This window comes from Streptomyces sp. NPDC043867 (assembly GCF_056435845.1).
In genome coordinates, this window is the sequence record NZ_JBWKDS010000038.1 from 13,082 (window position 1) to 27,922 (window position 14,841).

At 70.7% G+C, this 14,841-nt stretch carries 9 protein-coding genes; 6 read left to right on the forward strand and 3 right to left on the reverse strand.

The window, feature by feature from the left end; genetic code table 11:
- Positions 1-25 precede the first annotated feature (25 nt).
- The gene (gene hpf, locus AC069T_RS29825) at positions 26-718 is read left to right on the forward strand and encodes a ribosome hibernation-promoting factor, HPF/YfiA family (RefSeq protein ID WP_478785701.1); all 693 of its coding nucleotides are present in this window, start codon (positions 26-28) and stop codon (positions 716-718) included.
- A 205-nt stretch (positions 719-923) separates the two neighbouring features.
- Entirely contained in the window at positions 924-1,670 is a 747-nt protein-coding gene (locus AC069T_RS29830; protein ID WP_358853684.1) for a response regulator transcription factor, read from the forward strand.
- A gap of 44 nt (positions 1,671-1,714) precedes the next feature.
- On the opposite strand, the gene AC069T_RS29835 is transcribed toward AC069T_RS29830, so the two are convergent.
- Together AC069T_RS29835 and AC069T_RS29840 are read right to left on the reverse strand one after the other, a co-directional pair.
- Complete coding sequence (locus tag AC069T_RS29835; protein WP_478785702.1) at positions 1,715-2,890, reverse strand: winged helix-turn-helix domain-containing protein; 1,176 nt, start codon at positions 2,888-2,890, stop codon at positions 1,715-1,717.
- Positions 2,891-2,962: 72 nt separating this feature from the next.
- Positions 2,963-3,532: a GNAT family N-acetyltransferase gene (locus AC069T_RS29840; protein ID WP_478785703.1), complete on the reverse strand. Its 570-nt coding sequence runs from the start codon at positions 3,530-3,532 to the stop codon at positions 2,963-2,965.
- 347 nt (positions 3,533-3,879) lie between these two features.
- Here AC069T_RS29840 and secA point away from each other — a divergent pair, with 347 nt between their 5' ends.
- Positions 3,880-6,687, forward strand: a complete 2,808-nt coding sequence (gene secA / locus AC069T_RS29845; RefSeq protein ID WP_478785704.1) for a preprotein translocase subunit SecA — start codon at positions 3,880-3,882, stop codon at positions 6,685-6,687.
- 240 nt (positions 6,688-6,927) lie between these two features.
- Here secA and AC069T_RS29850 read toward each other — a convergent pair whose 3' ends face one another.
- Positions 6,928-7,551, reverse strand: a complete 624-nt coding sequence (locus AC069T_RS29850; protein WP_478785705.1) for an Rv3235 family protein — start codon at positions 7,549-7,551, stop codon at positions 6,928-6,930.
- A gap of 347 nt (positions 7,552-7,898) precedes the next feature.
- Here AC069T_RS29850 and AC069T_RS29855 point away from each other — a divergent pair, with 347 nt between their 5' ends.
- The 3 genes from AC069T_RS29855 (at position 7,899) to AC069T_RS29865 (ending at position 14,837) form a co-directional block, all read left to right on the forward strand.
- Positions 7,899-8,414 (forward strand): DUF6912 family protein, encoded by a 516-nt coding sequence (locus AC069T_RS29855; protein ID WP_478785706.1) that lies wholly within the window; start codon positions 7,899-7,901, stop codon positions 8,412-8,414.
- Between the two features lie 65 nt (positions 8,415-8,479).
- Positions 8,480-9,145 (forward strand): HAD family hydrolase, encoded by a 666-nt coding sequence (locus tag AC069T_RS29860; RefSeq protein WP_478785707.1) that lies wholly within the window; start codon positions 8,480-8,482, stop codon positions 9,143-9,145.
- A gap of 745 nt (positions 9,146-9,890) precedes the next feature.
- Positions 9,891-14,837 (forward strand): NAD-glutamate dehydrogenase, encoded by a 4,947-nt coding sequence (locus AC069T_RS29865; RefSeq protein WP_478785708.1) that lies wholly within the window; start codon positions 9,891-9,893, stop codon positions 14,835-14,837.
- Positions 14,838-14,841 lie beyond the last annotated feature (4 nt).

Consider the following 14,841-nt stretch of genomic DNA (forward strand, 5'->3'; position numbering starts at 1 on the left):
GAGCGATCCGGGAACGGAGTTCTGCGTGGACATCGTCGTCAAGGGCCGCAAGACCGAGGTGCCCGAGCGGTTCCGCAAGCACGTGGCCGAGAAGCTGAAGCTGGAGAAGATCCAGAAGCTCGACGGCAAGGTGATCAGCCTCGACGTGGAGGTGTCCAAGGAGCCCAATCCTCGACAGGCAGACCGATGTGACCGAGTGGAGATCACACTCCGCTCGCGTGGTCCGGTCATTCGGGCGGAGGCAGCGGCAAGCGATCCGTATGCGGCTCTCGACCTGGCGGCGGACAAGCTGGAGGCCCGGCTGCGGAAGCAGCACGACAAGCGCCACACGCGCCGTGGCGCCGGCCGGATCTCGGCGGCCGAGGTCGCCGATGCGGTGCCGGACGCGGCGACGCTGAACGTCGACGGCAGCATCGTCCATGACGAGCCGTCGGACGCCGTGCCCACCAAGAAGATCGGCTCGCTCGAGGTCGTGGGCGAAGGCCCCCTCGTCGTCCGCGAGAAGACCCACGTGGCCGCCCCGATGACGCTCGACCAGGCGCTCTACGAGATGGAGCTGGTCGGGCACGACTTCTACCTGTTCGTCGACTCCGAGACGAAGGAGCCGAGTGTCGTCTACCGGCGGCACGCGTACGACTACGGCGTCATCCACCTGAACACGGACCCGATGGTCGCCCAGGCCGAGTCGGCCGCGCCGGGTGGTGCGCTCGGCGGCTGACCCCTTCCGGTGACAGGCCGACCGGTGCCCCTGGTGAGCGCGTGCGCCCCCAGGGGCACCGGTGTGCGACCACTTCACTCCCCGCTGTGTCACCGCAGTGCCGTCCGGGCATGGAATCATGGCCGCACCGGCTCAACCCGTGGGCCGTAGCCTTGGGTTGGCGATGGCACAGGAACGCAGGCCACGGCCTTCAGGGGGAGGAACGATGCCGGACAGCTTCGGACCGATGCGTGACGAGGGCGCCGACGACGGCGTCGTCGGCATGGGCCCGGACGCGGGTCCTCCGCGCAAGGAGCCCATCCGGGTTCTCGTCGTGGACGACCACGCCCTTTTCCGCCGCGGTCTGGAGATCGTGCTCGCGGCCGAGGAGGACATCCAGGTCGTCGGTGAGGCCGGTGACGGTGCCGAGGCGGTCGACAAGGCCGCCGACCTGCTGCCCGACATCGTGCTGATGGACGTCCGGATGCCCAAGCGCGGCGGCATTGAGGCGTGCACCTCCATCAAGGAGGTGGCCCCCAGCGCGAAGATCATCATGCTGACGATCAGCGACGAGGAGGCCGACCTCTACGACGCGATCAAGGCCGGGGCCACCGGCTATCTCCTCAAGGAGATCTCCACGGACGAGGTGGCCACCGCCATTCGGGCGGTCGCCGACGGACAGTCGCAGATCAGCCCGTCCATGGCGTCGAAGCTGCTCACCGAGTTCAAGTCGATGATCCAGCGGACGGACGAGCGGCGCCTGGTGCCCGCCCCCCGGCTCACGGACCGCGAGCTCGAGGTCCTCAAGCTGGTCGCCACGGGCATGAACAACCGGGACATCGCCAAGCAGTTGTTCATCTCCGAGAACACCGTGAAGAACCACGTGCGCAACATCCTGGAGAAGCTGCAGCTGCACTCCAGGATGGAGGCGGTCGTGTACGCGATGCGCGAGAAGATCCTCGAAATCCGCTGAGCCGAGGGTCCTCGGGCCCGGAGGTGCCGAGCCCAGCGGGGTGCTCAGGCGACTGCCCGTGCCAGCTCCGCCGCGAGCGGCGCGCGCAGCTCCGGCGCGTCGACCCGCTCCACGCGCACGTCCGTGCAGTCCACCCAGCTCGCGGCCTCCACCAGAGCCTGCGCGACGGCCGGCACGGCCTTCGGACCGTCCAGTGTGACGTGCTTGGCGACGAGGGTGCCGCCCTCGCGGGCGGGGTCCACGCGGCCGACGAGACGGCCACCTGCCAGCACCGGCATCGCGAAATAGCCGTACACCCGCTTGGGCTTGGGGACGTACGCCTCCAGGCGGTGGGTGAAGCCGAAGATCCGCTCCGTGCGGGCCCGCTCCCAGATGAGGGAGTCGAACGGGGACAGCAGTGTCGTACGGTGCCGGCCCCGCGGGGTCGTCTCCAGGGCCGCCGGATCGGCCCAGGCCGGTTTGCCCCAGCCCTCCACCGTCACCGGCACCAGGCCCGAATCCGCGATCACCGCGTCGACCTGCTCGCCCTTCAGGCGGTGGTAGTCGGCGATGTCCGCGCGCGTGCCGACGCCCAGGGAGCGCCCGGCCAGGCGGACGAGGCGGCGCAGGCATTCGGCGTCGTCCAACTCGTCGTGGAGCAGGGCCTCGGGGACGGCGCGCTCGGCGAGGTCGTACACCCGCTTCCAGCCGCGGCGCTCGGTGCACACCACCTCGCCGTGCATCAGCGCGCGCTCCACGGCGACCTTCGTGCCCGACCAGTCCCACCACTCGCTGGTCTTCTTCGCGCCGCCCAACTCGGTGGCCGTGAGCGGTCCTTCGGTGCGCAGCTGCTTGATGACCTGGTCGTAGGTGCCGTCCGGCAGCGCGTGGTTCCAGTGCGGGCGGGCGCGGTAGGCGCGGCGGCGGAAGGCGAAGTGCGGCCACTCCTCGATGGGCAGGATGCAGGCCGCGTGGGACCAGTACTCGAAGGCGTGCGTGTCGGTCCAGTAGGCCGCGTCCACGGTCCTGCGGCCGACGGCTCCGAGGCGGGCGTACGGAACGAGTTCGTGGGAGCGGGCCAGGACCGAGATCGTGTCGAGCTGGACCGCGCCCAGGTGCCGCAGGACGCCCCGCACTCCGCCCCTGCGGTCGGGGGCGCCGAGGAACCCCTGGGCGCGCAGGGCGATCCGGCGGGCCTCGTCGGCGGAGAGTGCGGCGGCGGGACGCGGAAGACTCGTCATGCCCCACACGGTAGGCGGTGCCACTGACATTCGGCCGGGCGCCGGGAGGACCTGCCGCTCCGGTCGGGGTGGTTACGACGGGCCGGGCAGGTACGGCGCCGTGGAGGGCAGGCCTAGGTCGGAGGGGAGCAGGGACGCCACCCAGCAGTCGCGGCGTACGCCCTTGTTGTTGATGGCCGACCGGAGGGTGCCCTCCATGGTGAAGCCGGCGCGTTCGGCCACCGCGCGGGAGCCCGCGTTGCCGACCTCGGCGCGCCACTCCACGCGGTCGACGGCTCCCTTGGTGAAGGCCCAGCGGGAGGCCGCGAGGACGGCCTCGGTGATGTACCCGTTGCCCCGGTGCTCCTTGGCGGTCCAGAAGCCGACCTCGGCCACTCCCGGTGAGCGCATCGTGAGGCTGAGCATGCCGGCGAGGTCGCCGTCGGGGAGGAAGACGCCGAAGGTGAACATCGAACCGTGCGTCCACCCGTCCGGGGAGATCTGCGCGACGAACGCCTCGGCGTGCTCACGGAGATACGGCGAGGGGATCGTCGTCCAGCGCTGGATGTCGGCGTCCTGCACGGCCGCGTACACGGGGTCGGCGTCGTGCGGGCCCACTGCGCGCAGCAGAAGACGGTGGGTGGTCAGCGTGACGGGTTCCATCGGCCGATTCTGCTCGGGCGCGTGCGGGGGCGCCATTCCTTTCGGCGGCGCCCAGCCGAATGTGTGCCGTGGGTGGGGGCTCCGGGGGCGGCCGGGGCGGCCGGGGCGGCCGGGGCGGACGGGGGCACGGGACCGGAAGGCGCGCACGGTGCGTGAGCGTGCGGCCACGTCTGGTTCATTTCGCGAACGGACGCGGCACCATCCGCGGCCCCCGCCCGTTGTCCGTATAGCTGTCACGAGAGCAGACCTCCCGGCGTGGCGGGGTCCTCGCATACGATGGCCGTTGCTCAGATGCATCAAGGGAAAACCGACCGTCCCAGGCCCGACCGGCAAGGAGACCAACCCCCGTGTCCGTCCTCTCGAAGATCATGCGTGCAGGCGAAGGCAAGATCCTGCGCAAGCTGCACCGCATCGCGGACCAGGTCAACTCCATCGAAGAGGACTTCGTCGACCTCTCCGACGCCGAGCTGCGGGCCCTCACCGATGAGTACAAGCAGCGGTACGCCGACGGCGAGAGCCTCGACGACCTGCTTCCCGAGGCGTTCGCCACCGTCCGCGAGGCCGCCAAGCGCGTCCTCGGCCAGCGTCACTACGACGTGCAGATGATGGGTGGCGCCGCGCTCCACCTCGGCTATGTCGCCGAGATGAAGACCGGTGAGGGCAAGACCCTGGTCGGCACGCTGCCCGCGTATCTGAACGCTCTTTCCGGGAAGGGCGTCCACCTCATCACGGTCAACGACTACCTGGCCGAGCGCGACTCCGAGATGATGGGCCGCGTCCACAAGTTCCTGGGCCTGGACGTCGGCTGCATCCTCGCCAACATGACGCCGGCCCAGCGCCGCGAGCAGTACGCGTGCGACATCACGTACGGCACGAACAACGAGTTCGGCTTCGACTACCTGCGCGACAACATGGCCTGGTCCCAGGACGAGCTCGTCCAGCGCGGCCACAACTTCGCCATCGTCGACGAGGTCGACTCCATCCTCGTCGACGAGGCGCGCACGCCGCTGATCATCTCGGGCCCCGCCGACCAGGCCACCAAGTGGTACGGCGACTTCGCCAAGTTGGTCACGCGTCTCAAGAGGGGCGAGCCGGGCAACCCGCTCAAGGGCATCGAGGAGACCGGCGACTACGAGGTCGACGAGAAGAAGCGCACCGTCGCCATCCACGAGCCCGGTGTCTCCAAGGTCGAGGACTGGCTGGGCATCGACAACCTGTACGAGTCGGTGAACACCCCGCTGGTGGGCTACCTGAACAACGCCATCAAGGCCAAGGAGCTCTTCAAGAAGGACAAGGACTACGTCGTCATCGACGGCGAAGTCATGATCGTCGACGAGCACACCGGCCGTATCCTCGCCGGCCGCCGCTACAACGAGGGCATGCACCAGGCGATCGAGGCGAAGGAAGGGGTGGACATCAAGGACGAGAACCAGACCCTCGCCACGATCACCCTGCAGAACTTCTTCCGCCTCTACGACAAGCTCTCCGGCATGACCGGTACGGCGATGACCGAGGCCGCCGAGTTCCACCAGATCTACAAGCTCGGCGTCGTCCCGATCCCGACGAACAGGCCGATGGTCCGCAAGGACCAGTCCGACCTGATCTACCGCACCGAGGTGGCCAAGTTCGACGCGGTGGTCGACGACATCGCCGAGAAGCACGAGAAGGGCCAGCCGATCCTCGTCGGTACGACGTCGGTCGAGAAGTCCGAGTACCTCTCGCAGCAGCTCAGCAAGCGGGGCATCCAGCACGAGGTGCTGAACGCCAAGCAGCACGACCGTGAGGCGCCGATCATCGCCCAGGCCGGCCGCAAGGGCGCCGTGACCGTCGCCACGAACATGGCCGGACGCGGCACGGACATCAAGCTCGGCGGCAACCCCGACGACCTCGCCGAGGCCGAGCTGCGCCAGCGCGGCCTCGACCCCGAGGAGCACATCGAGGAGTGGGCCGCCGCGCTGCCCGCCGCCCTGGAGCGGGCCGAGAAGGCCGTGAAGGCGGAGTTCGAGGAGGTCAAGGACCTCGGCGGGCTGTACGTGCTGGGCACCGAGCGGCACGAGTCGCGTCGTATCGACAACCAGCTGCGCGGTCGTTCCGGCCGTCAGGGCGACCCCGGCGAGTCCCGCTTCTACCTCTCCCTCGGCGACGACCTGATGCGTCTGTTCAAGGCCCAGATGGTCGAGCGCGTCATGTCGATGGCGAACGTCCCCGACGACGTGCCGATCGAGAACAAGATGGTCACCCGCGCCATCGCCTCCGCCCAGTCGCAGGTGGAGCAGCAGAACTTCGAGACCCGCAAGAACGTCCTGAAGTACGACGAGGTCCTCAACCGCCAGCGCGAGGTCATCTACGGCGAGCGCCGCCGCGTCCTGGAGGGCGAGGACCTGCAGGAGCAGATCCAGCACTTCATGGACGACACGATCGACGCGTACATCGCGGCCGAGACCGCCGAGGGCTTCGCCGAGGAGTGGGACCTGGACCGGCTGTGGGGCGCCTTCAGGCAGCTCTACCCGGTGAAGGTCACCGTCGATGAGCTGGAGGACGCGGCCGGCGACCGGGCCGGCCTCACCGCCGAGTTCATCTCCGAGTCCATCAAGGACGACATCCACGAGCAGTACGCGGCCCGCGAGGAGCAGCTCGGCTCCGAGATCATGCGTGAGCTGGAGCGCCGGGTCGTGCTGTCGGTCCTCGACCGCAAGTGGCGCGAGCACCTCTACGAGATGGACTACCTCCAGGAGGGCATCGGCCTGCGGGCCATGGCGCAGAAGGACCCGCTGGTCGAGTACCAGCGCGAGGGCTTCGACATGTTCAACGCCATGATGGACGGCATCAAGGAGGAGTCCGTCGGCTACCTGTTCAACCTGGAGGTCCAGGTCGAGCAGCAGGTCGAGGAGGTCCCGGTCCAGGATGCCGCGCCGTCGCTGCGGAAGGAGGACGCCGTCCCCGCGGGCGCGCGTCCCGAGATCCGCGCCAAGGGGCTCGAAGCGCCGCAGCGGCCGGACCGGCTGCACTTCTCCGCGCCCACGGTGGACGGCGAGGGCGGCATCGTCGAGGGCGACTTCGTCGACGACGAGCCGGTTCGCTCCGAGGCGGACGGCCTCACGCGCGCCGAGCGCCGCAAGCAGCAGCAGAAGGGCGGGCGGCGCCGCAAGAAGTAGGCGCCGTCGGCAGTCCCCCGTCGGCAGCAGGCGCCGGCACGCACGACTGTGCGCGGTGGGCGCCGCGCGAGGCAGGCACGCACCACCGTGCGCGGTGGGCGCCGCGCGAGGCGGCGGTCGAGTCGCTGCGGGCGGGCGGGAGTGGTCATCGAGGGCCGGGCACCTTTCGGGGTGTCCGGCCCTCGGCCGTTGTGCGGCGGTCCCCGGCCGTTGTGCCCGGCCCTCAGTCGTCGTGCGGCCTCAGTCGTCGTCCGGGCGGGGCATGCGGGGGCCGCCCAGTTCCACGGCCGTGCAGCGCCAGCGCAGGTCGGGGCCCCGTTCCAGGCGGAAGGCCATGGCGCGCAGCCGCTCGCCCGCGCCGATCCGTGCGAAGACCTCGACGGCACCGGCACGCGGGACGTAGTACCCGATGTCGCGGACGACGGGACGCGCCCCGCGGGTGCGCAGCGGGTTGTGCTCGGCCAGCCATGCCAGCTCGTCGTAGGCGCGGCCCGCGGTGTGGCGCAGCATGGAGTGGACGGGGCGGCAGCCGCTCAGCACGGCGAGGAGGCGCTCGGCGAAGACGTCCGTCGGGCGGGACCGGGGAGCGGAGGCAGGCGTCATTCCCGGGGAGCCGGTGCGCCCCGGGAAGACCGGCGCCGTCGTGGGCGGGACCGCTGTCGTGGGGGCCGCCGGCGTCGGGTCCGTCGGCGTCGCGACCGTGCGGACGGGGGCCGGGGACTGCGGGCGGTTGCCCCTGGGCTGGGAGCGCGGTGCGCCGCCGCCCGGGGCACGGGGCGGGGTGCCGCCCGGCCGGCGCGTGTCGTGGCGGACCGGCGGGCGGCCGCCCGGACTGCGCCCTGCCCTGGTCATCACCTTGTTCATGCGCCGTCCCCGTTCCTGTTCATGTGCCGTCCCCGTGTGCCGGAGCCCGGATGAATACCGGGCAGTAACTTGCTGGTGGGGATCTTGTACGGGGCGGTACGGGACGGCGGCAAGGACGATGGCGCGCGTCGGAGCGGGCAGGCGGGTTCACCTATCAGTGTGAGCGGCCGGGCGCCGGGGCAAGGCGCGGCAGGGGTGGACCGGGTGAAATCCGGGACCGGGGTGGACGTCGGGCGGCGTACGGGCCGGGACCCGAAAGGGGACGCCCGCACGTATCCTGAAGGCCCTCCCGAAGGTGCGGGAAACCGCTCTCGCCGGGGGCCCTCCGACTACGAAAGCGGCCAGCCATGCGCGTCTACGTCCCCCTGACCCTCTCCGGTCTCGCCGAGGCGTACAAGACGGGAGAGCTGGGGGCGGGACCGCTGGTCGCGTACGCCGTCACGCCCGCGTTGCGCGAGTGGTACGTCTCGGACGACATGGAGGAGCTGGAGTACGCGGCGCTGAACCGGGCCGCGCTCGCCTCCCTGCGCCTGATCGCGGTCGACCCGGCCGCTCCCCGCCGGCGGGTCGTCGTCGCGGTCGACGTGGCCGACGGTGCCGCGCAGGCCGACCCCGACCGGGGGCTCGACGCGTCGGCGCTCGGCGAGGTCCGGGTCGCGGGACCCGTCCGGCTCGCCGACGCGGCCGCCGTGCACGTCGACTCGGACGAGGCGCAGGCGGACGTCGTCGCCGCCGCCGAGGCGCTGGGCGCGGCGGATCTCGGGGACGACGACGCCCGGTTCACCGTCGACGGCGCCGAGGACCACGAGCTGCTCTGGTACGCGACACAGGAGATCCCCGGCCTGGTCGGACTCGGCGACTGACGAGTCCGCGGGCGGAGTCGGACCGCGCGCGGTCGGCTGTCGCTGGGGCCGGGTATTTTCTGTCCATGGGGAAGCACGAAACAGCGCACATCGTGTGGGACTGGAACGGGACGCTGTTCCACGACAACGCCGCGATCATCGCAGCGACGAACGCCGCGTTCGCCGAGCTGGGGATTCCGCCGATCACCATCGAGGACTACCGGTCGCTGTACTGCGTACCGGTGCCGAAGTTCTACGAGCGGCTGATGGGCCGGCTGCCGACCGACGCCGAGTGGCTCGTCATGGACGAGGTCTTCCACCGGTACTACGCGGAGCACCGGACGGCGTGCGCGCTCACCGAAGGGGTGCCGGACCTGCTCGCGGGCTGGCGGTCCACGGGCCGCAGCCAGTCCATCCTCAGCATGTACGGGCACGAGGAGCTGGTCCCGCTGGTGCGCGGCTTCGGCATCGAGCCGCACTTCCTCCGGGTCGACGGGCGGACCGGGCCGTCCGGCGGCAGCAAGGCCGAACACATGGTGCGGCACATCGGGGCGCTCGCGGGGGTGGACCCCGCGCGCACGGTGGTGATCGGGGACGCCGCCGACGACGCGGTCGCCGCCCTGCACGTCGGAGCGAAGGCGGTCCTCTACACCGGCGGTTCCCACAGCCGGGCCAGCCTCGAAGTGGTGGGCGTGCCGGTGGTGGACACGCTGGCGGAGGCGGTCGAGGAGGCCCAGCGGCTGGCGGCCTGATGTGCGCTGACATCGTGGCGACCCCGCAGTGCGAGGGCCGCGACGGGTGCCCGCGCCCGTGGCCGGCCCCGCACCGACGCGGGCGCCCGCCGCCCTCCCGCGGACATGCTCTCCCTCCCGGGGTCCGTACCCGCCCCCTCCGCGGACCGCATCCGTCCCTCCCGGGGTCCGTACCCGCCCCCTCCGCGGACCGCATCCGTCCCTCCCGGGGTCCGCATCCGCCCCCCCCGGAGGCCTGGACCCGCCCGCCCCGCGGTCCGCATGCGCACATCCACGACTTTCGTCCCTGTGCAGAGTGTCAAAGTTCGACCCCTGCTTTTGTACACATACGGCTCATGACTAAGCCCCGGGGCGGGGCGATAGCCTGGTGGCGTGATCAGCGCGATATCTCGCGGGGGCGTCGTCGCCCCTGCCCTGCGCCCGGAGAGCACGGACGACATCCGTGTCCGGGCGGCGCTCGCTGGTCCTCGCGGGCGGGTCGGGCGGGCCCCGGCGGCACCGACAGCCGGAACGCCGATGGCGCCCAGCGCCTCCCGTGCCCTCGGTACCCGTGGTGTACCGGCGCTGCCGAGAGCAGCGTCACAGTCGGCGGGGGCGCCGAAATTGGACGATAACCCCTCGCCCGTGTCTTCATGCGGCATAGCGTCGGAACAGACCGGACACCCCGCGTCTCGGCGTCACGTCATAGAAGAAACCGAACTTCCTTCAACGTCACGCAACGGCGCGCGACAGGAGCCAGAGGACAATGCAGACCAAGCTGGACGAAGCAAAGGCCGAGCTGCTCGAACGGGCCGCCCGGGTAGCTGAGAACAGCCCGGTCGGGGGGCACCTACCGACCGGGACGACGGGCGAGGGCACCCCCGACCGGGACACCGTGCTCGCGTTCCTCCAGCGCTACTACCTGCACACCGCCCCGGAGGACCTCACCGACCGCGACCCGGTCGACATCTTCGGAGCCGCCTTCTCGCACTACCGGCTGGCGGAGAACCGCCCGCAGGGCACGGCCAACGTACGGGTCCACACGCCGACCGTGGAGGAGAACGGCTGGACCTGCACCCATTCGGTCGTCGAGGTCGTCACCGACGACATGCCCTTCCTCGTCGACTCCGTGACCAACGAGCTGTCGCGGCAGGGACGCGGTATCCACGTCGTCATCCACCCGCAGTTCGTCGTACGGCGTGATCTGACCGGCAGGCTGATCGAGGTGCTGCCGGACCGGCCGGGCGCCGAGCTCCCCCACGACGCGTTCGTCGAGTCCTGGATCCACGTCGAGATCGACCGCGAGACCGACCGTGCCGACCTGAAGCAGATCACCGCCGACCTGCTGCGCGTCCTGTCCGACGTGCGCGAGTCGGTCGAGGACTGGGAGAAGATGCGCGACTCGGCGCTGCGCATCGCCGACGAGCTGCCCAGGGAGCCGACCGCCGACGACCTGCGCGACCAGGAGGTGGAGGAGGCCCGGGAGCTGCTGCGCTGGCTCGCCGACGACCACTTCACCTTCCTCGGCTACCGCGAGTACCAGCTGCGGGACGACGACTCCCTGGCCGCCGTGCCCGGCACCGGCCTCGGCATCCTGCGCTCCGACCCGCAGCACGGCGACGACGAGAGCCACCCCGTCAGCCCGTCCTTCGAGCGGCTGCCCGCCGACGCCCGCGCCAAGGCACGCGAGCACAAGCTCCTCGTGCTGACCAAGGCCAACAGCCGGGCCACCGTGCACCGGCCCTCGTACCTCGACTACGTCGGCGTCAAGAAGTTCGACGCGAACGGGAACGTCGTCGGTGAGCGCCGCTTCCTCGGCCTCTTCTCCTCCGCCGCGTACACCGAGTCCGTGCGCCGGGTGCCCGTCATCCGCCGCAAGGTCGAAGAGGTCCTCAGGGGCGCCGGCTTCTCGCCCAACAGCCACGACGGACGCGACCTGCTCCAGATCCTGGAGACGTACCCGCGCGACGAGCTGTTCCAGACCCCGGTCGACGAGCTGCGGGCCATCGCCACCAGCGTCCTCTACCTCCAGGAGCGGCGCCGGCTGCGGCTCTACCTGCGCCAGGACGAGTACGGCCGCTACTACTCCGCGCTCGTCTACCTGCCGCGCGACCGCTACACCACCGGCGTCCGGCTGCGGATCATCGACATCCTCAAGGAGGAACTCGGCGGCATCAGCGTCGACTTCACCGCCTGGAACACCGAGTCGATCCTCTCCCGGCTGCACTTCGTGGTCCGGGTCCCGCAGGGCACCGAGCTGCCGCAGCTGTCCGACAGCGACAAGGAGCGCATCGAGGCGCGGCTCGTCGACGCCGCCCGCTCCTGGGCCGACGGCTTCGCGGAGGCGCTGACCGCCGAGTGCGGCGAGGAGCGCGCCGCCGAACTGCTGCGCCGGTACGGCAACGCCTTCCCCGAGGGCTACAAGGCCGACCACACCCCGCGCGCCGCCGTCGCCGACCTGGTCCACCTCCAGCAGCTCACCCGTGAGCAGCGCGACCAGCCCAAGGACTTCGCGCTCAGCCTGTACGAGCCGGTGGGCGCCGCCCCCGGCGAGCGCCGCTTCAAGATCTACCGCACCGGCGAGCAGGTCTCGCTCTCCGCCGTGCTCCCGGCGCTGAACCGCATGGGCGTCGAGGTCACCGACGAGCGCCCCTACGAGCTGCGCTGCTCGGACCGCACGACCGCGTGGATCTACGACTTCGGACTGCGCCTGCCCAAGTCGCAGAGCGGCAGCGGGGACTATCTCGGTGACGACGGCCGCGAGCGGTTCCAGGAGGCCTTCGCCGCCACCTGGACCGGCCAGGCCGAGAACGACGGGTTCAACGCCCTCGTGCTGAGCGCCGGGCTCAACTGGCGTCAGGCGATGGTGCTGCGCGCCTACGCCAAGTACCTGCGCCAGGCCGGCTCCACGTTCAGCCAGGACTACATGGAGGACACCCTCCGCAACAACGTCCACACCACCCGGCTGCTCGTCTCCCTCTTCGAGGCGCGCATGTCGCCGGAGCGGCAGCGGGCCGGTGTCGAGCTGACCGACGCGCTGATGGAGGAGCTGGACGCCGCCCTCGACCAGGTCGCCTCGCTCGACGAGGACCGGATCCTGCGGTCCTTCCTGAACCTCATCAAGGCGACCCTGCGCACCAACTTCTTCCAGCGGACGGAGGAGGGCGAGCCGCACGGGTACGTCTCCATGAAGTTCGACCCGCAGGCCATCCCGGACCTCCCGGCGCCGCGCCCGGCGTACGAGATCTGGGTGTACTCGCCGCGCGTCGAGGGTGTGCACCTCAGGTTCGGCAAGGTCGCGCGCGGCGGTCTGCGCTGGTCCGACCGGCGTGAGGACTTCCGTACCGAGATCCTCGGCCTGGTCAAGGCGCAGATGGTGAAGAACACCGTCATCGTGCCCGTCGGCGCCAAGGGCGGCTTCGTCGCCAAGCAGCTGCCGGACCCGGCCGTGGACCGCGACGCCTGGATGGCCGAGGGCGTCCGCAGCTACCGGACCTTCATCTCGGCGCTGCTCGACATCACCGACAACATGGTCGGCGGCGAGGTCGTGCCCCCGGCCGACGTGGTCCGGCACGACGGTGAGGACACCTACCTCGTCGTCGCCGCCGACAAGGGCACCGCCACCTTCTCGGACATCGCCAACGAGGTCGCCGAGGCGTACGACTTCTGGCTGGGCGACGCCTTCGCCTCCGGCGGCTCCGCCGGGTACGACCACAAGAAGATGGGCATCACCGCCCGCGGCGCCTGGGAGTCCGTGAAACGGCACTTCCGGGAGCTGCGGCACGACACGCAGACCGAGGACTTCACGGCGGTCGGTGTCGGCGACATGTCGGGCGACGTGTTCGGCAACGGCATGCTGCTGTCCGAGCACATCTGCCTCGTCGCGGCCTTCGACCACCGGCACATCTTCATCGACCCCAAGCCGGACGCCGCCACGTCCTACGCGGAGCGCCGCCGCCTCTTCGAGCTGCCGCGCTCCAGCTGGGCCGACTACGACAGCGAGCTGATCTCGGCCGGCGGCGGCGTCTTCCCGCGCACCGCCAAGGCCATCCCGGTCAACGCGCACATCCGCGAGGCCCTCGGCATCGAGGCCGGCGTCACCAAGATGACCCCGGCCGACCTGATGAAGGCGATCCTCACGGCGCCGGTCGACCTGCTGTGGAACGGCGGCATCGGCACGTACGTGAAGTCCTCCGCCGAGTCGCACGCCGACGTCGGCGACAAGGCCAACGACGCCATCCGCGTCGACGGCGCCGACCTGCGGGTCAAGGTCGTCGGTGAGGGCGGCAACCTCGGCCTGACCCAGCTCGGCCGGATCGAGTTCGCGCAGTCCGGCGGCAGGATCAACACCGACGCCATCGACAACAGCGCGGGCGTGGACACCTCCGACCACGAGGTGAACATCAAGATCCTGCTCAACGCGGTGGTGGCGAACGGCGACCTGACCGTCAAGCAGCGCAACAAGCTGCTCGCCGAGATGACCGACGAGGTCGGCCACCTGGTCCTGCGCAACAACTACGCGCAGAACACGGCCATCTCCAACGCGCTCGCCCAGTCCGGCAGCATGCTCCACGCCCAGCAGCGGTTCATCCGCCACCTGGTGCGCGAGGGCCATCTGAACCGGGCCCTGGAGTTCCTGCCCACCGACCGGCAGATCCGCGAGCGCCTCAACAGCGCGCAGGGGCTCACCGGTCCCGAGACGGCCGTCCTCCTCGCGTACACGAAGATCACCGTGTCCGACGAGCTGCTCGCCACCTCGCTGCCCGACGACCCGTATCTGCAGAAGCTGGCGCACGCGTACTTCCCGACGGCGCTGCGCGAGCGGTTCCGCGAGCAGATCGACGCGCACGCGCTGCGCCGCGAGATCGTCACGACGGTGCTGGTCAACGACACCGTCAACACCGGCGGCACCAGCTTCCTGCACCGGTTGCGCGAGGAGACGGGCGCCTCCCTGGAGGAGATCGTCCGGGCGCAGACCGCGGCGCGTGCCATCTTCGACTCGAGCGCGGTGTGGGACGCGGTCGAGGCGCTCGACAACGTGGTGGACGCGGACGTGCAGACCCGTATCCGCCTGCACTCCCGCCGGCTCGTCGAGCGAGGCACCCGCTGGCTGCTCAACAACCGTCCGCAGCCGTTGCAGCTCGCCGAGACGATCTCCTTCTTCAGCGAGGGCGTCCAGCAGGTCTGGGGCGAGCTGCCGAAGCTGGTGCGCGGCGCCGACCTCGAGTGGTACCAGCAGATCTACGACGAGCTGTCGGGCGCCGGTGTCCCGGACGGGCTCGCCTCGCGGGTGGCCGGGTTCTCCTCGGCCTTCCCGACGCTGGACATCGTCGCGGTGGCCGACCGCACGGGCAAGGACCCGATGGCCGTCGCCGAGGTGTACTACGACCTCGCCGACCGGCTGAGCATCACCCAGCTCATGGACCGCATCATCGAGCTCCCGCGCGCGGACCGCTGGCAGTCCATGGCCCGCGCCTCCATCCGCGAGGACCTGTACGCGGCCCACGCGGCGCTCACCGCGGACGTCCTCGCCGTCGGCAACGGCACGTCGACTCCTGAGCAGCGCTTCAAGGCGTGGGAGGAGAAGAACGCCGCGATCCTCGGCCGGGCCCGCACGACCCTGGAGGAGATCCGGGGCTCGGACTCCTTCGACCTGGCGAACCTGTCGGTGGCGATGCGGACGATGAGGACGCTGCTGCGCACGCACCTGTAGTCCC

Coding starts and splice junctions, on each gene's coding strand:
- AC069T_RS29830 (WP_358853684.1), top strand. CDS start 924: ATGCCGGACAGCTTCGGACCGATGCGTGACGAGGGCGCCGACGACGGC.
- AC069T_RS29835 (WP_478785702.1), bottom strand. CDS start 2,890: ATGACGAGTCTTCCGCGTCCCGCCGCCGCACTCTCCGCCGACGAGGCC.
- AC069T_RS29840 (WP_478785703.1), bottom strand. CDS start 3,532: ATGGAACCCGTCACGCTGACCACCCACCGTCTTCTGCTGCGCGCAGTG.
- AC069T_RS29850 (WP_478785705.1), bottom strand. CDS start 7,551: ATGAACAAGGTGATGACCAGGGCAGGGCGCAGTCCGGGCGGCCGCCCG.
- AC069T_RS29855 (WP_478785706.1), top strand. CDS start 7,899: ATGCGCGTCTACGTCCCCCTGACCCTCTCCGGTCTCGCCGAGGCGTAC.
- AC069T_RS29860 (WP_478785707.1), top strand. CDS start 8,480: ATGGGGAAGCACGAAACAGCGCACATCGTGTGGGACTGGAACGGGACG.
- AC069T_RS29865 (WP_478785708.1), top strand. CDS start 9,891: ATGCAGACCAAGCTGGACGAAGCAAAGGCCGAGCTGCTCGAACGGGCC.